Origin of the sequence: Micromonospora sp. NPDC000668, assembly GCF_042897975.1 — a bacterium.
Classification (GTDB): domain Bacteria; phylum Actinomycetota; class Actinomycetes; order Mycobacteriales; family Micromonosporaceae; genus Micromonospora.
In genome coordinates this window covers 70,697-91,782 of record NZ_JBIAYP010000004.1, presented here as the reverse complement: position 1 = coordinate 91,782, position 21,086 = coordinate 70,697, and the positions used below count along the sequence as shown (strand labels likewise).

The 21,086-nt window shown below is 72.5% G+C and carries 22 protein-coding genes and 1 riboswitch; of the genes, 8 read left to right on the top strand and 14 right to left on the bottom strand.

Annotated elements, in window-relative coordinates; genetic code table 11:
* Positions 1–36: 36 nt before the first annotated feature.
* Entirely contained in the window at positions 37–1,347 is a 1,311-nt protein-coding gene (locus ACFY29_RS21260) for a hypothetical protein (RefSeq protein WP_386988692.1), read from the top strand.
* Positions 1,348–1,390: 43 nt separating this feature from the next.
* On the opposite strand, the gene ACFY29_RS21255 is transcribed toward ACFY29_RS21260, so the two are convergent.
* The 4 genes from ACFY29_RS21255 to ACFY29_RS21240 form a co-directional block, all read right to left on the bottom strand.
* The gene (locus tag ACFY29_RS21255) at positions 1,391–2,134 is read right to left on the bottom strand and encodes an amino acid ABC transporter ATP-binding protein (RefSeq protein WP_355607464.1); all 744 of its coding nucleotides are present in this window, start codon (positions 2,132–2,134) and stop codon (positions 1,391–1,393) included.
* Complete coding sequence (locus ACFY29_RS21250) at positions 2,131–2,913, bottom strand: amino acid ABC transporter permease (RefSeq protein ID WP_355607461.1); 783 nt, start codon at positions 2,911–2,913, stop codon at positions 2,131–2,133. The genes ACFY29_RS21255 and ACFY29_RS21250 overlap by 4 nt, the downstream gene beginning before the upstream one ends.
* Before the next feature lie 47 nt (positions 2,914–2,960).
* Positions 2,961–3,830, bottom strand: coding sequence for an ABC transporter substrate-binding protein (locus tag ACFY29_RS21245; RefSeq protein ID WP_328425555.1), 870 nt, complete (start codon positions 3,828–3,830; stop codon positions 2,961–2,963).
* Between the two features lie 274 nt (positions 3,831–4,104).
* Positions 4,105–4,217: riboswitch (SAM riboswitch) on the bottom strand.
* Positions 4,218–4,303: 86 nt separating this feature from the next.
* On the bottom strand, positions 4,304–6,253 hold the full coding sequence (locus tag ACFY29_RS21240) for an amino acid transporter (protein ID WP_386988688.1): 1,950 nt from the start codon (positions 6,251–6,253) through the stop codon (positions 4,304–4,306).
* Between the two features lie 222 nt (positions 6,254–6,475).
* On the opposite strand from ACFY29_RS21240, the gene corA reads away from it, so the two are divergent.
* Positions 6,476–7,606 (top strand): magnesium/cobalt transporter CorA, encoded by a 1,131-nt coding sequence (gene corA / locus ACFY29_RS21235; RefSeq protein ID WP_386988685.1) that lies wholly within the window; start codon positions 6,476–6,478, stop codon positions 7,604–7,606.
* A gap of 15 nt (positions 7,607–7,621) precedes the next feature.
* On the opposite strand, the gene ACFY29_RS21230 is transcribed toward corA, so the two are convergent.
* Both ACFY29_RS21230 and ACFY29_RS21225 read right to left on the bottom strand, forming a co-directional pair.
* Positions 7,622–7,813: a hypothetical protein gene (locus tag ACFY29_RS21230; RefSeq protein WP_146218288.1), complete on the bottom strand. Its 192-nt coding sequence runs from the start codon at positions 7,811–7,813 to the stop codon at positions 7,622–7,624.
* A gap of 214 nt (positions 7,814–8,027) precedes the next feature.
* Positions 8,028–8,543, bottom strand: a complete 516-nt coding sequence (locus ACFY29_RS21225; RefSeq protein ID WP_328425566.1) for a 2'-5' RNA ligase family protein — start codon at positions 8,541–8,543, stop codon at positions 8,028–8,030.
* 76 nt (positions 8,544–8,619) lie between these two features.
* On the opposite strand from ACFY29_RS21225, the gene ACFY29_RS21220 reads away from it, so the two are divergent.
* Positions 8,620–9,129: a DinB family protein gene (locus ACFY29_RS21220; protein ID WP_328425568.1), complete on the top strand. Its 510-nt coding sequence runs from the start codon at positions 8,620–8,622 to the stop codon at positions 9,127–9,129.
* Between the two features lie 9 nt (positions 9,130–9,138).
* On the opposite strand, the gene ACFY29_RS21215 is transcribed toward ACFY29_RS21220, so the two are convergent.
* Complete coding sequence (locus ACFY29_RS21215; RefSeq protein WP_386988680.1) at positions 9,139–10,185, bottom strand: NAD(P)-dependent alcohol dehydrogenase; 1,047 nt, start codon at positions 10,183–10,185, stop codon at positions 9,139–9,141.
* Positions 10,186–10,346: 161 nt separating this feature from the next.
* On the opposite strand from ACFY29_RS21215, the gene ACFY29_RS21210 reads away from it, so the two are divergent.
* Both ACFY29_RS21210 and ACFY29_RS21205 read left to right on the top strand, forming a co-directional pair.
* Positions 10,347–10,736 carry an SCP2 sterol-binding domain-containing protein gene (locus ACFY29_RS21210; RefSeq protein WP_386988677.1) on the top strand — a complete coding sequence of 130 codons (390 nt, stop codon included), beginning with the start codon at positions 10,347–10,349 and terminating at the stop codon, positions 10,734–10,736.
* Positions 10,733–12,796: a glycogen debranching N-terminal domain-containing protein gene (locus ACFY29_RS21205; RefSeq protein ID WP_386988674.1), complete on the top strand. Its 2,064-nt coding sequence runs from the start codon at positions 10,733–10,735 to the stop codon at positions 12,794–12,796. Before ACFY29_RS21210 ends, ACFY29_RS21205 begins: the two co-directional genes overlap by 4 nt.
* Before the next feature lie 64 nt (positions 12,797–12,860).
* Here the strand turns inward: ACFY29_RS21205 and ACFY29_RS21200 are convergent, their stop codons facing one another.
* From ACFY29_RS21200 to ACFY29_RS21190, 3 genes are all read right to left on the bottom strand, one after another.
* Positions 12,861–13,583: a Pr6Pr family membrane protein gene (locus tag ACFY29_RS21200; protein ID WP_386988672.1), complete on the bottom strand. Its 723-nt coding sequence runs from the start codon at positions 13,581–13,583 to the stop codon at positions 12,861–12,863.
* 228 nt (positions 13,584–13,811) lie between these two features.
* On the bottom strand, positions 13,812–14,633 hold the full coding sequence (locus tag ACFY29_RS21195) for a hypothetical protein (protein ID WP_386988669.1): 822 nt from the start codon (positions 14,631–14,633) through the stop codon (positions 13,812–13,814).
* Positions 14,634–14,748: 115 nt separating this feature from the next.
* Positions 14,749–15,252, bottom strand: coding sequence for a DinB family protein (locus ACFY29_RS21190; RefSeq protein ID WP_355607434.1), 504 nt, complete (start codon positions 15,250–15,252; stop codon positions 14,749–14,751).
* Between the two features lie 133 nt (positions 15,253–15,385).
* On the opposite strand from ACFY29_RS21190, the gene ACFY29_RS21185 reads away from it, so the two are divergent.
* Positions 15,386–16,321: a DUF72 domain-containing protein gene (locus tag ACFY29_RS21185; protein WP_386988667.1), complete on the top strand. Its 936-nt coding sequence runs from the start codon at positions 15,386–15,388 to the stop codon at positions 16,319–16,321.
* Between the two features lie 90 nt (positions 16,322–16,411).
* Here ACFY29_RS21185 and ACFY29_RS21180 read toward each other — a convergent pair whose 3' ends face one another.
* Both ACFY29_RS21180 and ACFY29_RS21175 read right to left on the bottom strand, forming a co-directional pair.
* Complete coding sequence (locus tag ACFY29_RS21180) at positions 16,412–16,780, bottom strand: hypothetical protein (protein ID WP_386988664.1); 369 nt, start codon at positions 16,778–16,780, stop codon at positions 16,412–16,414.
* A gap of 175 nt (positions 16,781–16,955) precedes the next feature.
* Positions 16,956–17,594: a hypothetical protein gene (locus tag ACFY29_RS21175; protein ID WP_355607426.1), complete on the bottom strand. Its 639-nt coding sequence runs from the start codon at positions 17,592–17,594 to the stop codon at positions 16,956–16,958.
* Between the two features lie 206 nt (positions 17,595–17,800).
* Between ACFY29_RS21175 and ACFY29_RS21170 the strand changes: the two genes are divergently transcribed.
* Positions 17,801–17,971 (top strand): hypothetical protein, encoded by a 171-nt coding sequence (locus ACFY29_RS21170; RefSeq protein WP_328425588.1) that lies wholly within the window; start codon positions 17,801–17,803, stop codon positions 17,969–17,971.
* 42 nt (positions 17,972–18,013) lie between these two features.
* On the opposite strand, the gene ACFY29_RS21165 is transcribed toward ACFY29_RS21170, so the two are convergent.
* Both ACFY29_RS21165 and ACFY29_RS21160 read right to left on the bottom strand, forming a co-directional pair.
* Positions 18,014–18,877 (bottom strand): alpha/beta fold hydrolase, encoded by an 864-nt coding sequence (locus ACFY29_RS21165; RefSeq protein WP_386988660.1) that lies wholly within the window; start codon positions 18,875–18,877, stop codon positions 18,014–18,016.
* A gap of 124 nt (positions 18,878–19,001) precedes the next feature.
* Positions 19,002–20,258, bottom strand: coding sequence for a hypothetical protein (locus ACFY29_RS21160; RefSeq protein ID WP_386988657.1), 1,257 nt, complete (start codon positions 20,256–20,258; stop codon positions 19,002–19,004).
* 99 nt (positions 20,259–20,357) lie between these two features.
* Here ACFY29_RS21160 and ACFY29_RS21155 point away from each other — a divergent pair, with 99 nt between their 5' ends.
* Complete coding sequence (locus tag ACFY29_RS21155; RefSeq protein WP_386988654.1) at positions 20,358–21,086, top strand: uridine kinase; 729 nt, start codon at positions 20,358–20,360, stop codon at positions 21,084–21,086.

Genomic DNA, 21,086 nt, shown 5'->3' with positions numbered 1-21,086 from the left:
CGTCGGTCGATGCGCTGGGTTCGCGAGGGGGTGCCCGTGACCACCGGAGCGACAGAGGCCGACCTGCGGGTGGTCACCGAACGGGCGTTCCTCGACGAGCTGACCTCGGTCACCGGCGAGCGCGGCGCCACCGAGTTCCTGTATCTGATGGCGCAGGGCGACGGCGTGATCGGGGTGCAGTGGGAGCAGCCCGGCGTCGACCATCTGCGCCGCTATCGGGTGCGCGAGTCCGGTGGCCCGGCCTGCCCGCACTGCGCGATCCTGGCCGCGGTGCTGGCGCTGGCGCCGGTGCTGCCGCTGGACGTGTTGCGGACCATGCGCGCCCGGCCGCAGTACGAGACGGTGTTGCGCACCGGTCGGCTGCCACACCTGGCGTTCGCCCGGCCGGTGCGGCAACCCGGGACGAGTTGGCTCGGTGACTGCCACGCGGTGCCCGGCGACCCGCACACCGAGGCCGACTGCGCGACCCACGCCGTGCCCGCGCCGAGCGGCGACCTGCTGGACCTGCGCCTCGGGACGCTGCCCCGGGCGGTGCGCGAGCTGTACCCGCACGACGGTGCCGCGACCGCGGATCTTCAGCAGCGGCTGCAGATCGCCCGGGACTGGCGGGCCGACGCGCAGGCCGTGGCCAGCGGGATCCGCGAGGCGGAGGCGACCTGGGCGTTCCTGCGCAACTCCTGCGTGCTGGGCGTGCCGGTGCCCGGCGCCGCCGGCCTCGTCCTCACCCTTGCGCCGGACCGGGCCCCGGACGACCGCCCGCTGGCCGAGTTGCACACGGCGGCGGTGCGCGCCCTGCCCGCCGGTGGTCCGCCGTTGGCCTACCAGGAGCGGGCCTGCCTGGTTCCGGAGCCGGGCAGCGGGGCGCAACGGATGCCGTCGTACGGCGGTGCGGTGGACCTGACCGGTGCGGCGCCGGTGCGTACGCTGCGGTTGCCGGCGCCCCGCCGGCCACTGAGCACCACCGGTCGGGGCGTACTGCTGCTGTACGAGGCCCGGCACGCGATGGGCCGGCACCATGCGAGCGCGCCGGAGCGCGACAGTGCGTACTGGGAGTCCGAGGCGGCGTTGAACGTCTTCGAGTTCACCCTGCTGGAACGGGTCGCCGGCCGGCCCTACCAGGACGCGGTGGCCGCGTACCTGCAGGCCCTGCGCCGGGAGGGCGACCTGCTCGCCCGCCCGCACAAGGTGCTCGACCGGCGCCGACGCAAGGCCCTGTCGGCGGCGTTCGGTGGGTTGGACGACGAGGAGCTGCACCTGTGGGCGTCGGTCGCCTACCGCAATGCCATCCTGGTGCTGCTCGGCGACCTGCAGGCGTTCGCCGCGCACCTGCGGCGGCAGGCCGGCTGACGTCGATCGGGGCCAGGTCGGACGGGCCGTCGTCGGCGCGGGCTCAGAGCACCTGAGCGAGGAACCGGCGCAGTCGCGGATGCTCGGCCCGCTCGAAGATCGCCTCCGGCGGGCCGGCCTCCAGCACCACGCCCCGGTCCATGAAGGCGACGGTGTCGGCGACCTGCCGGGCGAAGCCCATCTCGTGCGTGACCACGACCATGGTCATGCCCCCGGCGGACAGGTCGGCCATCACCCCGAGCACCCCCTTGACCAGCTCCGGGTCGAGCGCCGAGGTGGCCTCGTCGAAGAGCATCACCTCGGGCCGCAGCGCCAGCGCCCGGGCGATCGCCACCCGCTGCTGCTGACCGCCGGAGAGCTGCGCCGGCCGTGAGTCGGCCTTGCCGGCCAGCCCCACCAGCTCCAGCTGTGCCCGGGCGACCGCCACCGCCTCGTCCTCGTCGAGCTTGCGCAGTCGACGCAGCGCCAGGGTGACGTTGCGCAGCACGCTCATGTGCGGGAAGAGGTTGAACTGTTGGAAGACCATGCCCACCCGCTGCCGCAGCGCGTCCGGGTCGTCGCGCAGCACGCTGCGCCCGTCCAGCAGCACGTCGCCGCGGTCCGGCTCGATCAGCCGGTTGATCGTCCGCAGCAGGGTGGACTTGCCCGACCCGGACGGGCCGATCACGCAGGCCGTCGCGCCGCGTGGCACGGCCAGGTCGACGCCGCGCAGCACCCGGTTCGGGCCGAAGGCGAGGTGCACGTCGCTTACGTCGAGGCTGACCGAGGTGGTCGTGCCGGTGGTCATCGCCGGTCCCCTTCGGTCGTGCCGGCCAGCGCCGACTCGGTGTCGTCCTCGTCATCGTCGGCCGGCGCGGTGGCCGGCCGGCCGTGGCGCAGCCGCCGGTCGATCCAGTTGACCACGTGCGTCAGCGGCACGGTCAACGCCAGGTAGAAGAGCCCGGCCAGCAGCAGCGCGGACTCGTTGCCGGTGGTGGCCGCGTAGTCCTGCCCGATCCGGAACAGCTCCCGCTGGCTGGCCACCAGTCCGAGGAAGTAGACCAGGCTGGAGTCCTTGATCAGTGCGATGAGCTGGTTCACCCAGGCGGGCAGCACCCGCCGGATGCCCTGCGGAATGATCACCAGCCGCATCGAGTCGGCCCAGGAGAAGCCGAGCGCCCGGGCACCCTCCAGTTGGGCGGCCTCCACCGACTGGATGCCGGAGCGGAAGATCTCCCCGATGTACGCCGCCGCGATCAGCGACAGCGCCAGGATGCCCAGCGGGTACGGGTCGGGTCCCCAGACCTCCATGCCCAGCGGCGCCAGCCCGACGCCGATCAGGAGGATCGTCGCCGCGGCCGGCAGCCCCCGGAACACGTCGGTGTAGACCCGCGCCGGCCAGCGCAGCCACCGGGTACGGGAGATGCCGGCGACGGCCAGCAGCAGGCCCAGCACCGAGCCGAGCAGGGCGGCGGAGACCGCCAGGATCAGCGTGTTGGGCAACCCGACAGTCAGCATCTCGGGTAGCGCCTCGCGCATCGCGTCCCAGTCGAAGAAGGTCTCCCACAGGGTGCTCAACGGATCCATTGGTCGCCTCTCCTACCGCCCTGCTCGCTCGTCACCGGGTATGTGCCTCAGGACGCGGTCGACGCGGACGCCGACGCCGACGGCACGGTCACCGTGCCGCTGCCCGGTCGGAAGTCCTCCGGAACCGGCCGGCCCGGGTAGTACTGCGCCTGCAACCGGCTCCAGGTGCCGTCCGCGATCACCTCGTCGAGGCCCTTGTTCAGCGCCTCGCGGAGCTTGTCGCTGCCCTTGGCGACCGCGTACGCGGTCGGTGCCGGGCTGAGCTGCTTGGCCGCCACGGTGATCTTGCCGTTGCTGTCGGCGGCCGACTTCTCGCCGATCTCCGCCGGGGCGATCCACGCGTCGGCGGTGCCCGCCTTGAGCTGGTTGATCGCGCCGTTGTAGTCCGGCACCCGGACCGGGTCGAGCTGCTTGCCGGTGGCGTAGTCGTCCTGGACGGTGCCCTGGACCACCACGACCCGCTTGCCGGCGAGCTGGTCGAAGCTGGTGATCGGCGAGCCGGCCGGGACGTCCAGGCCGAAGTAGCCGAAGTCGTAGCCGTTGCCGAAGTCGACCGTCTTCTTCCGCGCCTCGGTGATGGTGATCGAGGAGCTGCCGACGTCGAACTTGCGGTTGTTCACCTGGGAGAGCAGCGCGGAGAAGTCGGTACCGACGAACTCGACCTTCAGGCCGAGCTTGCCGGCCACCGCCGCCAGCAGGTCGTTGTCGAACCCGGTGAACTTGCCGTCCTTGAGGTACACGTTCGGAGGGGCGTCGGTCAGCGTGCCGGCGCGCAGCACGCCCGGCTGCGACAGGCCGTACGGGTTGGCGGTGGCGTCGGACGACGTGTCGTCGCCGCAGGCGGTCAGCGCGGTGGCGGCCAGGATCGTGGCCGCGCCGAGGGCAGCGGCGCGGGTCAGGGCAGGAAGAATTCGCACGGGTGTCTCCGAAGGTTGCGCAGCGGCGGGCACAGGCGTGCGCCGCCGACGGTGCGCCCGATGGGCGTACCGCTGGGGTGGGTTCGGGAAAGAGGGGTGCGCTAGTGCGCGGTGTGGCACCGACAGGCGGCGCTGCACACCCGCATCATGTCCACGTGCCGCCGCCTGGTCAGTGCCGGCGGAAGCCAACCGGCGCGGGAATCCGCGGCGTCGGTTGGTGGGGCGGTGCTGAGGATGCGCATGGTTCTCCCAGGTCTGTGCTGACCTGGGTGCCAGGCCACGCTTGCACCGACGTCTTTGCCGGTGCCTGGTCTTCACCCGGGGCACCCCACCGCGGAGGAGGGTTGCCGGCCAGCGAGCCGGGGCTTCGCGCTGGCGCTCATGACCTGTCCAGAGGCTAGCAGCCGGAACCGGCGGATCGTCCAGCCGCTATGACCACGCTCACCCTCCGCGACGACCACCGGACCGCCGGGTCAACCGGCGTGCACGTGCGGCCGGCGGCTCCGGTCGGGCTCCTGCCGGCGCAGGATCTCGCGGGTGACCGGGGCGATCTCGCCCTGTCCGAAGGCCAGGTAGCGCAGGAGGTTGCCGCCCGGGTTGCCCTCGGTCCACTCGAAGTAGATGTGCGGGCGCCGCTGGATCCGGTCGCGGATCTCCAGCAGCAGGGCGGCCAGCGCGTTGGGCACCGCGGAGCTGGCCAGGCTGAGCACCAGGTAGTGGTCGTGCACCACGCTGCCGCGCACCAGCAGCTCGGTCTCGAAGTCGGACGGGTCGGTGACCGTCACCTCGACGAAGATCACGTCGCTGTCGGCCGGGAAGTCGTTGTCCGCGACGGTCTGGGCCAGCTTGTCGCGGTACTCCGCCGGGTCTCGGCCGGCCGGCTCGTGCGCGATCAGCCGGATCCGGCGCCCGATGCACTCGTCGATCATCCGGGCCGCCTCGGGGTCCAAATCCACCCGTTGGACCCGCAGTTCGAAGGCGCGGTTCAGCCGTGACAGCAGCGAGACCAGGATGATCCCGCCGATGAAGCAGGCCGCGATCTTCACGCCGTCGGGGCGCTCCACCACGTTCGCCGCGGTGGTGTAGACGAAGATCACCGTGATGATGCCGAAGGCGATCGTGCGGCCGCGCTGGCGCCGTCGCCGTGCCGCGAGGGTCACGGCCGTCGCCGCCGAGGTGATCAACACCAGAACCCCGGTGGCGTACGCGCCGCCCTGCGCGTCCACGCTGGCCTCGAAGACCACGGTGATCAGGAACGCCACCGCGGTGAAGACCAGCACCAGCGGCCGGACCGCCCGGGCCCAGGTCGGTGCCATGCCGTAGCGGGGCAGGTAGCGGGGTACGAGGTTGAGCAGGCCGGCCATCGCCGAGGCGCCCGCGAACCAGAGGATCCCGATGGTGGACAGGTCGTAGGCCGTGCCGAACACCTCGCCGAGGTACTCGTGCGCCAGGTAGGCCAGCGCCCGGCCGTTCGCCGGCCCATCCGGCTGGAACGCCTCGGGCGGGATCAGCACGGTGGTGGTCACGCTGCTGGTGATCAGGAAAACGCTCATGATCGTCGCGGCGGTGGTGAGCAGCCGGCGCGTGCCGCGGATCCGGCCCAGTGGTCGGTCCTCCGTGTCCTGCGGGTCGCCCCGCACGCTCGGCATCACCGCCACCCCGGTCTCGAAGCCGGACAGGCCCAGCGCCAGCTTCGGGAAGACCAGCAGGGACAGCCCGACCACCATCCAGGGGTCGCCGTGGCCGGTGGTCAGCGCGGTGGTCCAGTCCCCGACCGCGCTGGGGTGCGTCACCACCTGGAACAGCGCGGCGGCGATCACCACCGCGTTCAGCGCCAGGTAGACCGCGACCAGGACGACGGCGATCCCGATGGCCTCGGTGAATCCCTTGAGGAACACCGCGCCCAGCAGCGCCACGAGCAGCAGCGTGAGCAGGACTCTCTGCCCTCGGAGCCCTTCGGGCCAGAACGGGTTCTCGTCGATGTGTGCGGTCGCGTCGGCGGCGGAGAGGGTGATGGTGATGATGAAGTCGGTGGCCACGAAACCGAGTAGCACCAACACCAGCAGCTTGCCCGGCCAGTAGCTCAGCAGGCGTACCAGCATCGCGATCGAGCCCTCGCCGTGCGGGCTCTCCACCGCCACCCGCCGATAGACCGGCAGCGCGCCCAGCAGGGTCACCAGGACCAGCACGAGGGTCGCCACCGGCGAGAGCGCCCCGGCGGCCAGTGCCGCGATGCCCGGCTGGTAGCCCAGGGTCGAGAAGTAGTCGACGCCGGTCAGGCACATCACCTTCCACCACGGGTGGTGCTGGCGCTCCGGCGGGCGGCCGTGCGGGCCCTGCTGCCGAGGCCGCTTTGAATCGGCGCCGAGCAGCCAGTTCCGCAGCCGGCGGGTCCGCGGGCCGGCGCGCCTGTCGACCTCCATCGGCGCTTCCCCCGTCATCCCGCCCGTGGTCACCGCGAGTATCCGCCAGCCGGCCCGCGTCCGTCCGGCGGTGCGCGGAAACCGCCCCGGCCGGGCAACCGGCGCGTCGGAGGGTTTTGGCGCGCGGGCGCGGGGGAAGCAGCGCGTCCCGGCGTCCCTGCCCGAACTGCCCGGGCGGTTCGGGCAGCCGCCGGTTGAGGCGTCCGGGGGAGGGAGCGGGTCATGGTCGGTGGCCGTCGGTTCCGCCGGGGCGAGGGCTTTGGCCGCCAGCTCGACGAGCACGAGATCCGCGGCAGCGAGCCGCCGCACGAGCAGCCGGCCGAGCCAGGTGCTGGCGGTCTGGTGGACAGCGCCGTCTACATCCAGGGACACCGCTTCGCGTCGCCGGCCGGGCTCGCCGAGACGTACCGCTGCCTCCAGGAGCAGGACGAGGCGATGGCCTGGATCGGGTTGTACCGGCCCGACATCGACCAGATCACCTCGCTGGCCCGGGAGTTCCGGCTGCACGACCTGGCGGTGGAGGATGCGATCAACGCCCACCAGCGGCCCAAGCTGGAGCGGTACGGGCACACCCTCTTCGTGGTGCTGCGCGCCGCCCGCTACGACGACCTGCGGGAGGAGGTCGAGTTCTCCGAGCTGCACCTGTTCATCGGGCCCGGCTTCGTCGTCACGGTCCGGCACGGCGAGGCACCGGATCTGGCCGCCGTGCGGCGGCGGCTGGAAGCCGACGCGCAGATGCTCGCCCAGGGCCCGGAGGCCGTCCTGTACGCGATCCTCGACCAGGTGGTCGACGGCTACGCGCCGGTGGTGGCCGGCTTGGAGAACGACATCGACGAGATCGAGACCGAGGTCTTCGGCGGCGACCCGAACGCCAGCCGGCGCATCTACGGGCTCAGCCGCGAGGTCATCCAGTTCCAGCGGGCCGCCCGCCCGCTGCTCCACGTGCTCGACGCGCTGGCGGCCGGCGCCGGCAGCTACGGCACCGACGAGGAGTTACGCCGCTATCTGCGCGATGTGACCGACCACCTCACGCAGGTCGTGGAACGGGTCGACGGCTTCCGGCACCTGTTGCAGAACATCCTCACCGTCAACGCCACCCTCGTCTCTCAGCAGCAGAACGAGGAGATGCGCAGCCTCACCGCAGCCAGCTACGCGCAGAACGAGGAGCTGAAGAAGGTCTCGTCCTGGGCGGCGATCCTGTTCGCACCCACGCTCATCGGGACGGTGTACGGGATGAACTTCGTCCACATGCCCGAGTTGCAGTGGCGCTTCGGCTACCTGTTCGCGCTGCTGCTGATGGCGCTGGTCTGCGGCACCCTCTACCTGATCTTCAAGCGGCGCGGCTGGCTGTGACGGTGGGACCGAGGGTCACTCGATGCCGCGCAGGATATGCCGTTCGTCCTCACTGTCGTCATCGCCGGCACCGATCCGGCCGAGCAGCACGGCAGCGGCCCAGATGGTCAGTGGCGTGGCCGCCCCGGTCATGCCGCCGCCGGTCCGGTCGTCCCTGGTCTGGCTCCGCTCCGTCCGCGGTGGCCTGCGCTGAGCCTGCATGGGCACTGCCTCTCCTCGTCGAAGCCGTCCCGGGCAGCGCCGCGTGCGCCCGCGCCACCGGATGGGCCGGCCGCGTGCGGGCGGGAGGCCACCGGAACGACATCCATGTCGAACCATCCCACGCCCGGCCTCGTCAGCACCCCTCGTTTTCAGTTTCCCGACTGCGACCCGCCAAACCGGACATTCCACGCGGGGCCGCGTCTGTCGTGCCCTGGTCGCCTCAGGGCAGCGGGTGGGCGATGTTGCGGGCGTGGTCGGTGAGCGCCGCGCCGACCACGGTCGCGGCCAGCGGCAACACCTCCAGGCAGCGACGCACCGCGGCGGCCATCAGCGCGTTCGGCACCCGCATGGAGAGCGTGCAGTGCGGCACCCAGCGTCCCGGCTGGTAGTGCTCCACCAGGGTGATGCCGGCGGCGGCGAGCCGGTCGTGCACCAGCCGGTGGTGTGCCAGCAGCTCCGGGGTGGGCGTCGGGCCGAGCCAGAGCACCCGGCCGACGAACTGACCGGTGTGCTGGAATTCGAGCCGAAGTGGGGCGGCCACGACCGTGCCGCGCAGCGCCGCGGCGACCTGCTCGGGGTCGAAGCGGGGAGCCACGGCGAGCGAGACGTGCGGGCGGTGGCGCTGCTCCAGCAGCGAGCGCATGCTCTGCACGCCCTCGGCTTCGAGAGCGTCCCAGAGCACCCGGATCCGCCGGGTGGCGTCCGGGTCCAGATACAGCTCCAACGCCGCGACCACTTGATCACCGTAGCGGCCGAGGTTTGGCCGCCGGTTTCGGCGGTACCTGATCGGAAACAGACCAGGAGGCGTGCCCGTGGACGTGAAAGACCTGCTGACCGAGACGTACGACCGGCTGCCCGACCTCGTTCGCGCGGCGGTCGACGGCCTCAGCCCGGAGCAACTGCGCTGGGCGCCCGGCCCTGGTGCCAACCCGATCGGCTGGCTGGTCTGGCACCTGACCAGGATCCAGGACGACCACGTCGCCGACCTGCTCGACGCCGACCAGGTCTGGACGAGCGGCGACTGGGCGAGCCGGTTCGGGCTGGCCGCCGACCCGAACGACACCGGCTATGCCCACTCGCCCGCACAGGTCGCCGCGGTGCGGCCGGAGAGCGCGCAGGCATTGATCGACTACTACGAGGCGGTCGCGGCGCGGACCGCGCCGTTCCTGGCCGGCCTGCGCCCGGCGGACCTGGACCGCGTGGTGGACGAGGCGTGGGACCCGCCGGTCACCCTCGGCGTCCGGCTGGTCAGCGTCGCCGAGGACGACCTGCAGCACGTCGGCCAGGCCGGGTACGTCCGCGGCCTGCTCGGGGCCGCCTGACCGGCCGGCTCACGGCACGATCACGGCGCGGCCCTGCAGCGTGCCGTCGCGCATCTGGCGGTACGCGTCGAGGGCGTCGTCCAGCGCGAAGGTGGTGGTCTTCGGCCGGATCAGACCCCGGGAAGCCAGGTCCAGCACCTCGACCAGTTCGGGACGGCTGCCCCAGTAGGTGGTCGCGATGCTCACCTCGTACGGCACGGAGAAGTACGAGACCGGCAGGGTGCCCCCGCCGATGCCCACGATGGTCAGGTCGCCGACGGTGCGGGCCGCCGCCGCGCCGAGCGCCAGGGTGGCGTCCACGCCGACGAAGTCCAGCACCACGTCGGCGCCCCGACCTCCGGTGGCCTGGCGGATCTCCTCGGCGGCGGTCTCGCCCGAGGTCACGGTGCCGTCGGCGCCGCACTCCTCGGCCAGCCGCAGCGCGTCTGCGCGGGTGTCCACCGCGATCACCCGAGTGGCCGTGGTGGCCTTGAGGATCTGCACGCCGACGTGCCCCAGCCCACCGACCCCGATCACGACTGCCGTGCTGCCCGGCGGCAGCTTGGGCCAGGAACGCCGCACGGCGTGGTACGGGGTGAGCCCGGCGTCGGTCAGCGGCGCGGCGTCCACCGGATCGAGCCCGGCCGGCAGCGGGACGATGTGCCGCGCGTCCGGGACCAACTCGTACGTGGCCATTCCACCGTCCAGGCCGAGCCCGCCGCCTCCGCCCGGCACCGGCGCGCCGGCCGGGTTCTCGCAGTACGGGTCGATGCCGACCCGGCAGCGGGCGCAGGTGCCGCAGCCCCACGCGCCGAAGACGGCGACGGGTTGCCCGACCGTCAGCCCGTTCACGCCGTCGCCGAGGGCGTGCACCCACCCCGCGTTCTCGTGGCCGAGGGTGAACGGCGGGTTCCAGGGCACGGTGCCTGGCTCGAACTCGTCCATCAGGTGCAGGTCGGAGTGGCAGGCGCCGGCTCCACCGATCCGGACCACCACCTGGCCCGGCCCGGGCGTCGGCTCAGCGACCTCGACCAGTTTCGGTTCCGACTTCCACTCCCGCAGCCGCAACGCCCGCATCCGTTGCCTCCCGTCCGTGTCGGCCCGTCGGTGCCTGCCCTTTTCATCGGCCGGCAAACAGCGCCCTCCGGCCGGCCCGGGCGGGTTGTCACCCGGTTCGGGTGAGTCGGGCTCACCCCGGCTCGGGTGATCCTGCGGGGAACCGGGGAAGGGGGACGTGGATGAGCACGACGGCGGCGCAGTACCTGCAGCACCTGGACACCGGCCGGCGTCCCGATCTGCCGGAGACCACCGCCGGGACGCTGCGGCTGGACGTGCGCGGTGACGGCGGTACCAGTCACTGGTACCTGACCATCGCCGACCAGCACGTGGCGGTGACCCGGTCGGCCGACGAGGCCGAGCTGGTGGTCCGCGCCGACCGGGCGGTCTTCGACCAGCTGGCCAGCGGCGAGAGGCACCTCGCGGCGGCGTTGCTGCGCAACGAGCTGACCGTGCGGGGCAACATGCGGCTGCTGATGGTGCTGCGGCGGATCTTTCCCGGCCCGTCCGGCGCACGGCACCCCCGCGAGCTGGGCCAGGCTGCCCTGGCGGAGCGGGACCAGCGGCGATGAGACAGGAACAGGTGCACGTCATCGCCGGCAACGCGTTCGCGCTCAGCGACGCCCAGGGTGACATGGAGGTTGACCCGAAGGAGCCGGTCGGGCTCTTCTCGTTCGACACCCGCTTCCTGTCCCACTGGGTGCTCAGCGTCGACGGGGAACGGCTCAACGCGCTCTCCCGCGACGACATGACGTACTTCGAGACCCGGTTCTTCCTGGTCCCGGGCGGGGCGAGCCACTACGTCGACGCTGACGTGTCGGTGATCCGGCACCGTTCGATCCACGACTGCTTCCACGAGCAGATCATCTTGCTCAACCACTCGGCGCATCCCGCCGAGTTCACCGTGCGGATGGAGATGGGCAGCGACTTCGTCGACATCGTCGACGTCGGGGAGCGCAGGGAGCGGGTCGTGCGGGCCACCGCCGACTCCGCGCGCCACCAGCTCCTGCTGCGGTACGCGCGCGAGCGGTTCGTTCGAGAGACCACGGTGAGCAGCACCGCTCCCGCCGAGGTCGACGAGAAGGGGATGACGTTCCGGATCCGGATCGCGCCCGAGGGGAAGTGGGAGACCGACCTGCACGTGACCATGACCATCCGGGGTGAGGGTGGCCGGGACCTGCGCAGCGCTCTGGAGTCGCACCAGCAGATCGTGCGCGGGGGGATGCGCGAGGACCTGGCCGACTGGCTGGACCGGGCCCCGCAGTTGGCGGCGGAACGGGACGGCCTGGAGGCGATGTACCAGGGCAGCCTGGCCGACCTGGCGGCGCTGCGGTACAAGCCGCTGGCGTACAGCAATCGGGTGCCGGTCGGTGGCCTGCCGTGGGCGATGGGGCTGTCCGGACGGGACAGCATCATCACCTGCCTGCAGACCATGGCGTTCACTCCCGAACTGGCCCCCGCGACGCTGCGGATGCTGGCGCTGGTGCAGGGCGGCCAGCTCGACGACGAGCACGACGAGGAGCCGGGCAAGATCCTGGCCGAGCTCCGTTACGGCGAGTCGGCCGCGTTCGGTGAACGGCCGGACGCGCTGTACTACGGCGCGGCGGACACCACCCCACTGTTCGTCGTCCTGCTCGACGAGTACGAGCGCTGGTCCGGCGACGCCGACCTGGTTCACGAGCTGCGGCACCCGGCTCGGATGGCCCTGGACTGGATCGACGAGTACGGCGACCTGACCGGCGACGGATACGTGCGCTACCAGCGCCGCAACGAGCGGCACGGCGTGCTCAACCAGTGCTGGAAGAACTCCCCGGACGCGATCACCGACGCGCAGGGGCGGCAACCCGCCTTTCCCCGGGCCACCTGCGAGTTGCAGGGCTACGCGTACGACGCGAAACGGCGCGGCGCCCGGCTGGCCCGGGAGTTCTGGGGTGACCCCGGGTACGCCGACCGGCTGGAACGGGAGGCCGCGGAGCTGAAGGACCGGTTCAACCGCGACTTCTGGCTGCCGGACCGGGAGTACTACGCGCTGGCGCTGGGGCCGTACGGCGAACCGGTCGACGCGCTGACGTCCAACATCGGGCACCTGCTGTGGAGTGGGATCGTCGCTGATGACCACGCTGAGGCCGTCGCCGAGCACCTGGTCGGGCCGCGGCTGTTCAGCGGTTGGGGGGTGCGGACCTTCGCCACCGGGCAGCGCCCGTACAACCCGGTGGGCTCACACCTGGGAGCGGTGTGGCCGTCGGACAACGCCCTGATCGCCGCCGGGCTGCGGCGCTACCACTTCGATGCGCAGGCGGGCCGGATCGCGGCCGGAATCTTCGACGTGGCGCAGACGCTCGGTGGAGCGGTACCGGAGCTGATCGCCGGCTACGAGCGCAGCCTGACGAAGTACCCCGTCCAACTGCCAGCGGCCGGTCGTCCCCAGTCATGGTCGTCGGGCGCGCTGCTGATGCTGCTGAGCACCCTGCTGGGGCTCCGACCCACCGGCGACAACCTGCTGGTCGACCCGGCCCTGCCAAAGGGCTTCGGCCGGGTGGAGCTACTCGACGTCCCAGGCCGCTGGGGCCGCTCGGATGCCTACGCCCGCGACCATTCCACCACCCGAGGCCCCCGAAACCGCCTCCGCTAAACCCCCGCCCCTCCTCCCTCCCCTCCCCGTCCCCACCCACCCCCCGGTGATCATGAAGTTAGCGTCACGACACGCCGTTGCCGGTGACGCTAACTTCATGATCACCGGGCGGGGTTGGAGAGGGAGGGGGAGCGGGAGGGGGAGCGGGGGAGAGGGCGGGGGTTCGGGTGGTTAGGGTGTGGTCTATTCCGATGTAGAGCAGGCCGAGTAGCCAGAAGGCGATGGCGAAGAAGACGGCGCTGATCGCGACTCCGGCGTAGCCCAGCTCGGCCGCGTCCAGGAACGGGTACGGGTACCGGTGCACGACCAGCCCTCGGAGCAGGGCGAAGCCCAGATAGCCCAGCGGGAACGCCAGCCACCAGGCCGCGTACCGAAGGCGCAGCCGGCCGCGTTGGTCGAACAGCACCCAGTCGGCGACCGCCAGCAGCGGTACCACCGTGTGCAGCAGCTGGTTGCCGAGCGCCTCGCCGCCGGACCGGTCCGGCTGGACCATCGCGAACGGGCTCGCCGGGTTGGCCAGCACCAGGTGGTAGACCACGCCGGTGATGGTGATGTAGAGGGTGACCGCGCCGCGCAGCGCCGGCGGTGGGTCGGGCCGGTCCCGCCAGGCCTGCAGAGCGGCGTACCCGGCGAGGGCGCCGACCGCGAGGTTGCTCTGGATGGTGAAGTACGGCAGCAGTCCCGTGACGGTGGCCGGGCCGAGCGCGGTGAGCACGACCCCGGCCAGCACGCTGAACACCACCATCAGGCGCAGGATCGCCGCCGCGCGTCGGCGCCGCAGACTCATCGGGGCAAGCTATCAGCCCACGGCGGCCCGCGCTCCGCTGGACGAACCGCCCGCTGGACGAACCGCCCGCTGGACGAACCGCCCCCAGGGCCACAGGACCGCAGCGCCAGGACCGCAGCGCCAGGACCGCAGCGCCACCGGGCCACAGCGCCGCAGGGCACGGCCGCCGGGCACGGTTGCCCGGCAGGGCAACTCGGCACGGTCGCCAGGCGGGGCTGTGGGGCGTCGTCAGTGCGGGTCGCGGGCTGGCGTCGGTTGGCGGTCCCCGGGGGAGGGCCTCCGGTCGGCTGGTTCGCTGCGGTCCGGTCCGGGTGCGGTGGGCCGTCCGGCGGGGAGAGCCGCCGGACGGCTCGTTCCGCTGCGGTTAGGGACGTCGGGCCGACCATCGGGCGGGCCGGGCGACGTCGGACGTCGGCTCGGCACGGAACCGGGCCGTCCATGGGTCGTGTCCGGAACGGCCTCGGGGGCTAGGACCCGCACGCAGTAGTCCGCCACCTGCTCCGGGCCGCCCGCGGCGGCGATCAGCCCGGAGAAGACGGGGTTGTCCAGTGCCCGGCCGTGGTCGTTTCCGGCGACCGTCTGGTACGCCCGACACCGGCCGACCATCCCAGCGGGAACCGAGGTCGACGGCACCGCCCCAGTCGTGGCGGGTGCGCCCGCGGTGCCCTGCTCGGGTGTGGCCGGGGCGGTCGCGGCGGGCGGCGTCGGGGTGGCCGTGGGTGGGTGCGGCGGACGGGGCGCAACGCCTGTCGCGGCGGCCAGTGCCACCCCGCCGATGGCGGCGAGCGCCAGGGCCGCCACCGAGGCCCGGGCACCGAACCCGGCGAGGGTGCGTGACCGGCGGGCCGGCCGTTGGGCAACGGCCGGCTCAGCCAGGGCACGGCGGAAGGCCTGCACGGCCACGTCTTCGCCGGCCAGCTCGGAGGGGCGGGGTGTGGCGCGTACCGCTGTCATCAGCAGCACGACCGACTGCGGGCCGCCCGATGGGCCGACGATGCTCCCGCCGAGCAGCCGCTCGGCGGTCTCCTGATCGATCCGGTCTGCGTTCATCTCGTGTCCCTCAGCGCCGCTCACCTGTGCGCTGTCACATCCGTTCACGCAGGGCGGACCGGAGGCACCGCGCGGAAGGTGGACGGTGGGGGAACGTCGCCGTGGCCGGCCGGGCTCAGCCCATGGTCTTGGCGCCGTCGATCGCCTCGCGCAGGATGTCGGCGTGCCCGGCGTGCTGGGACGTCTCGGCGATCAGGTGCAGCAGCACCCGCCGAACCGTCCAGCTCGCCCCCGGCTCGAACCAGGGCGCCTGCGGCAGGGGATGCGCCGCGTCCAGGTCGAGGGTGGTGATCAGCTCGTCGGTCTGGTCGGCCACCTCCCGGAACCGCACGACCAGACCGGCGAGGGTCTCGCCCGGCGTCATCCGGAACTGACCGGTCCAGTCGACCGCCTCGCGCTGCATCGCCTCCGCGCCGCCCACGGCGAAGCGCATCCACCGCTCCTCGGTGCCGGCCACATGCTTGATGAGGCCGCCGAGGCACAGCTCGCTGACGGTGGTGCAGGTGGCCGCCTGTTCGTCGGTCAGCCCGTCCACGGTCTGCAACAGGAAACCCCGGTGCCGGCGCAGCGTCTGCAGCAGGTCTGCCCGCTCTCCGGTGAGCTGCTCGGTGCTGGTCATGGTGCCGCCCTTCGGTCGAAGTTCGCTCGGCGCCAGCGTAGGACGCGGCACCGATACTTCCGGCTCGACACGGTGGCGGCGTGCGCGCCGCCAGCGGTTGCCGATCCACGCGCGGGGCGGTCCACTGAATGACATGGGTGTGATTAAGGTGGGTACGTCCTCCTGGGCCGACCAGTCGCTGCTGCGCTCCGGGTGGTACCCGCGTTCGGCCAACACGCCGGCCGGCCGGCTGGGTTTCTACGCGGGCCGCTTCCCGCTGGTCGAGGTGGACACCTCCTACTACGCGATCCCCGCACCGGAGACCACCCAGGGCTGGGTCGACGCCACACCGGACGACTTCACCTTCGACGTCAAGGCGTTCAGCCTCTTCACCGGTCACCCGACGCCGGTTGCCGCGCTGCCCCGCGACCTGCGGCCGGCCGCCGGTCCGAGCCGGATCCGTCGCCGCGACCTGCCGGAGCGGGCGTACGACGAGCTGTGGTCCCGATTCCGAGCTGCGCTGGCCCCGGTCACGGCCGCCGGCAAGCTGGGTGTGGTGCTGCTGCAGTTCCCGCCGTGGCTGGTACGCGGCGCCGCCGCCGAGCGCCGGATCATCGAGTTGGCGCAGCGGTGCCGGCCGTGGCGGGTCGCCGTGGAGCTGCGGCACGGGTCCTGGTTCGACGGTCCGGCCGCACCCGACACGATGGACCTGCTGCGTGCGCACGACCTCTCACTGGTCTGCGTCGACATGCCGCAGGGGCACCCGTCGTCGGTACCACCGATCCTGGCCAGCACGGCGGAGCCGGCGATCGTCCGGTTCCACGGCCACAGCGGCGCCTGGCGCGACGGCGACAAGCAGGACAAGTTCCGCTACGCGTACGCCGAGGAGGAGCTCCGGCACTGGGCCGGGCTGCTGGCCGAGTTGGCCGGGTCGGCCGACGAACTGCACGTGCTGTTCAACAACTGCTGCGCCGGCCAGGCCCAGCGCGACGCGACCCGGCTGGCACAGCTGCTCACCGAGACCATGCTCTGGCCCGAGCCCCGCGAAGACCGACGGGACGTCCCCGCCCGGGCCGCGTCCACCAATTGACGGTGCCCGGCAACGGCGCCCGGAGCACCACCGCCCTGGGAGCACCAGCCGCCGCCGGCCGCAGACCGGCGGCGGGCGTCGCGGGTTGTGCTAGGACCGCCGGCCGCGGGAACGCAGCGCGTCCTGGCTACGTTCGTTGATGTCCGCGTCGTCCGGGAAGGTCCGGCCGCTGGGTGCCGGGTCCGGTGGCGCACCTGGGCCGGCCGCGGGGGTGCGGGTGGGTTCCACCGAGCCGAAGCCGTGCCGACCGGCCGGGTTGGCTCGGCCCGCCGGGGCGCCCGCGCGGCGTTCCCCACGCTGCCCCTCGGGCACCGCCGTCTCCTCGCTGCCCTCGTCCATCGGGGAGTCCTCGCCCGTGCCCCACGGCGGTTCGGCATCGAAGCCGTCTCTGGTGCCCCATGGCTCGACCGCCTCCGGCACCAGCCGATCGCCGCCGCCCTTGCGTCCCTCGTGCGCCATCGTGGTCACCTCAGCTCGTCGGTCCGCCGCTATGGGCGGACGATTGCCCGTCCCCGGGCCGGTCATGCCGGTCCCGCCGGACCGCGTGCCGTACCCCGGTCGTGCCCGGTGGTTGCGTGGGGCCGGCCGGCGCCCCGCCGTCAAGGAGCCGGCAGGGTGCCGCCCGGCCCCATGCTCAGCGTCCGGCCATCGCCATCGGCCGCTTGCCGTTGCTCATGGTCGCCATGCTTGCCATCTTGGCCATCCCCTTCGGGGCGCTCATCAGCCCGCTGGCGCGGCCGAGCATCCCCCGGAACACCTGGCCGGGCTTCTGCTGCTCGCCCATGTACGCGGTGATGACCACCAGGGTCCCGGTCAGTGCCGGGATGGCCCACTGGAGCAGCTTCATCTGCCGCTGCGAGGAGGCCACGCCGGCCGGAGTCTGGTGGTTCGGCTCGGTGGCACCGTTCACCGGTGGGGCACCCGCCTTCTCCAACCGCATGCCGATCAACCGGCTGTAGCCGGTCACCGCGAGCGCGCCGATCGTCAACGCCGTCTTGATGGTGCTGGCCCGGGCGACCCCTGACTGGGCGGCCATCCGTGGGCTCTCCGTCACCAGCTCGCCCACCGCCCCGGCCAGGTGAGCGCCGATCGCCGCCGCGTTGACCGGGGTCCACTTGGACCATCCTGCCGAGGCGACCGGGAGACGCTGGGTCGAGTCGCTGATCTTCGCCGCTGCGCCGTTGACGCCGAGCGCTCCCATCAGGGAGCCGCCGAACCAGGCCGCCAGGCCCAGATCGTGCATCGAGCGCAGTGCGGTATGCCGTTCGGACATCTGATCCCCTTCCGCCGTGTCGGGCGCTGCGGCTTACCCGCCGCCCGGGCCGCTAACCCCGCCCCGTGCGTGCCGAACCGGCGCCGCATCGGTACGTCGGGGACGTCAGGGACATCGGTTCGCTGCGGTGCCGGACCGCCGCCGGCAGGAGTCGTCCGGTCGGTGGCGGGTAGATGTCGGGGGACGCTGACGGAGAGGGGAACGGGATGTCGCAGCCGGACGAGAGCCGGGAAAAGACCGCCAAAACCGACGCGGTGCTGATGCATCCGGACAACGACCCGCACAGGAACATCGCCGAGGTCGCCCCACGCAAGGACCACGGCGAGGTCCGGGTGGAGCGCGACGGCAAGCTGGTGCCGCTGGACCAGGAGGAGTGAGCGGGCCGGTCGGGCGGCCACCGACCGGTCGGCCGGTACGGCTCAGCGGGGCGGCAGGTCGCTGGCGAAACCGGCGATCCGCTGCGCCAGCGGGGTGGCCGCCCGGACCCAGGTGAAGTGGTCCAGCGCCGCGCCGGCCTGCGCCACTGTGTACCGCTCCCGGGTCACCGGGGCCGCGGTGAGCTTCCCGCAGAGGTGATCCATGGTCTCGTGCGGGGTGTACTGGTCGTCGTCGACGCTGACGGCCAGCACCGGGGTCCGCACCGCGCGCACCGCCGCCTCGGTGTCCGTACCGTCGAGACGGGGGAAGCGGCCGGTCCGCGCGGTGTACGCCCAGTCCCGGATCACCCCACGTGCCTGCCGGCCGCCGAAGCCCCACCCCGGCCAGACCCCGAGCAGCGCCGTGGTGGCGGCGATCCCCTGCGTGTACGGCAGCACGCCGACGCCACGCCGGCCGGGATAGCTTCGCCAGTACGGGATTCCGACCGCGACCAGCGCCAGCCCGTCCACCGCGTCGGCGCCGTGCAGGGCGAGGTGCAGCAGCGCGGCCTGCCCCCCGAGTGAGTGCCCGAGCAGCAGCCGGGTGCGGCCGTCCAGCTGCGGCTTGAGCGCGGCCAGGACAGTGCCCACGTCGTCGGCCAGTTCGGTGTAGCCGTGCCGGTCGGCGCGACTCGGCGCGGGGGTGCTCGCCCCGGTACCGCGCAGGTCGGCGACGACCACGGCCAGCCCGGCGGCGCGGAGCGCGGTGGCGAACGGCCGGTAGTAGCGGGCCCGCACCCCCATCGCCGGCCAGATCACCACCACCGGCGCACCCGCCGCGCCGGTCGGCTCCGGATAGATCTGCACGCCGAGCCGACCGCCGGCGATGTCAACGAACTCCTGCGCGTACTCCGGGTCCCCGTTCACGGGCCTAGCCTACGGGCCGAGGTTACCGACGGGTAGCCGCAGGCGTCGGGCGACCGGTTCGAGCCGACGTGGCCGGACACGACGGAGGCCCCGCCAGGTGGCGGGGCCTCCGGTGACGATTCGGTCAGGATACGGAGATCGTCCCGTTGCTGGCGCGAACGCAGGCCACCGACCGCGCGCTGGTGGCGGCCGCGCCGGCCAGGCACTGGCCGAGCACCTGGTGCCCGGTGGCGTTCGGGTGCCACGACTCCTGGCAGGTCTGGAAGTAACTGACGCAGGTGTTGGCGATCCGCTGAATGTCGATCTTGTCCTTGCCGGAGAGGCTGGTGACGAAGGTGCCGCTCGCGCCGTCCTGCAGCCGGATCGGGGTGGCCAGCGAGCCGGTCGGGCTGGCCGCCGACTCGCAGAGCCGGGCGCCGTCGAAGGCCCGCTGCACGTTGAGGTAGACCAGGTCCGCACCGGGGAACTCGGCAGCGAGGGTGTCCCGGGTGGACTTCACCAGGGTGCCCAGGCCCTGCGAGAAGCGGTGACCGGGCGCGAGGCTGGCCCGATGGATCGGGCAGCCGCCCGCGTACCGCTCGGCACCCAGGTCGCGGAACTTGTCCCGGGTGTCGTCCCGGCTGTCCTGGGTGTGGAACGTCGGCTCGAGATCCAGCGGCAGCGGGTTGGTGTAGTCCTGGAACACGACCCGGTGCTGCCCATCCGCGTCCACCTGGTCCAGGGTGGTCAGCAGTTGGCGTACCGCGGCGGTGGTCTCGGCGGTGGCGGCATTGAACTGCGCGGCGGTGGCCAGATCGGCGTCGGTGCACGGCTTCTGCTCCACCGGGCCACCCAGGTACGCCCAGAACTCCCACCAGCCCGTCCACGCGTCGGCGATGAACCGGTTGGCGCACTTCTCCGCGACGCTGCCGAAGGTGAACGAGCTGTTGTTCGAACCCAGGCCGAGCAGCACCAGGTCGATGTCCTGCGTCTGCGCGACGGTGCGGAGCTGGGCGATCTGCGCGGCCACCGTACGGCCGTTGGTCCGGGCGTTCGATGCGTTGGCGATGTCGTGTGGCTGGCCGCCGGAGCAGGCCAGGTTGAACCGATTCTGGATGCCCGGCAGGTTGGCCTGGTTCAGCGAGGCGTTCGCGGAGCGGTGGCAGAAGAACGCGTTGTTGTTCGGCGCCGTCCAGCCGGGGAAGCCCTGGGCGACCCCGTTGACGTCGACCACCGGGGTGTACGCCCCGGCGCCCTCGCCGCTGATGAAGCTGTCGCCGACCGCCACCGCAGCGGTGGGCAGCGCGGCGGAGGCGGGAGCGGGAAGCGCGATGGCGGTCGACAGCGCGGCCATGGCGATCGTGAGTGCCGCGGCGAACGCGGTACGCCGGAACCTGAGCATTGGCTCACATCCATCCATCGAAAGATGAAAGATTCTCTGAGGGCGCGATCAGATCACCCCCGTGCGACGGGCGTCAATGGCCCGTAACAGAATCGTTCGATGAAAGACACGCCCGCCCCGGTGCGCCATTCGGTCTCCACCTGGCAGCAGCCCCTGCCTCCGCCCGCGTCGGCCACCCGGACCGCGCTGGTCGACGATTTGACCAACCGGATCCTCGCCAGTGGACCCGCCCGCCTCCGGGTCGGCGTCGACGGCCTGACCGCCGCCGGCAAGACCAGCCTCGGCCACGAACTGGCCCAGCGCGTCGCCGCCGCTGGTCGGCCGGTGCTGCGCGCCAGCCTGGACGACTTCAAACGCCCCTGGTCGGAGCGGCACCAGTACGACCGGACCTCCGGGCCCGGCTACTACCGCAACGCCTTCGACCTGCCGGCGATCCGCGCCCTGCTGCTGGAACCGGCCGGGCCGGCCGGATCCGGGGCCTGCGTGCTCTGCCTGCGCGACCCGCTCACCCAGCGCGCGCACACCGACGTCGTCACCCCGTCCCCGCCGGACGCGGTGCTCATCGTGGACGGTGTGTTCGCGTTCCGCCCCGAGCTGGACGACCTCTGGGACTACCGGATCTGGGTGGAGGTCGCGGCCGAGCTGTCGGTGCGGCGCGGGGTGGCCCGCGACGGCGACCGGGAAGGCGTCGCGGCGGCCGAAGCGCTGCACCGGGACCGGTACCTCGCCGCCCAGCGCGTCTACCTGGCCGAGGCGGACCCGCTGTCCCGGGTGGACGCGATCGTCGACAACACCGACTTCGCCCGGCCCCGACTGCTCTCGACCTGA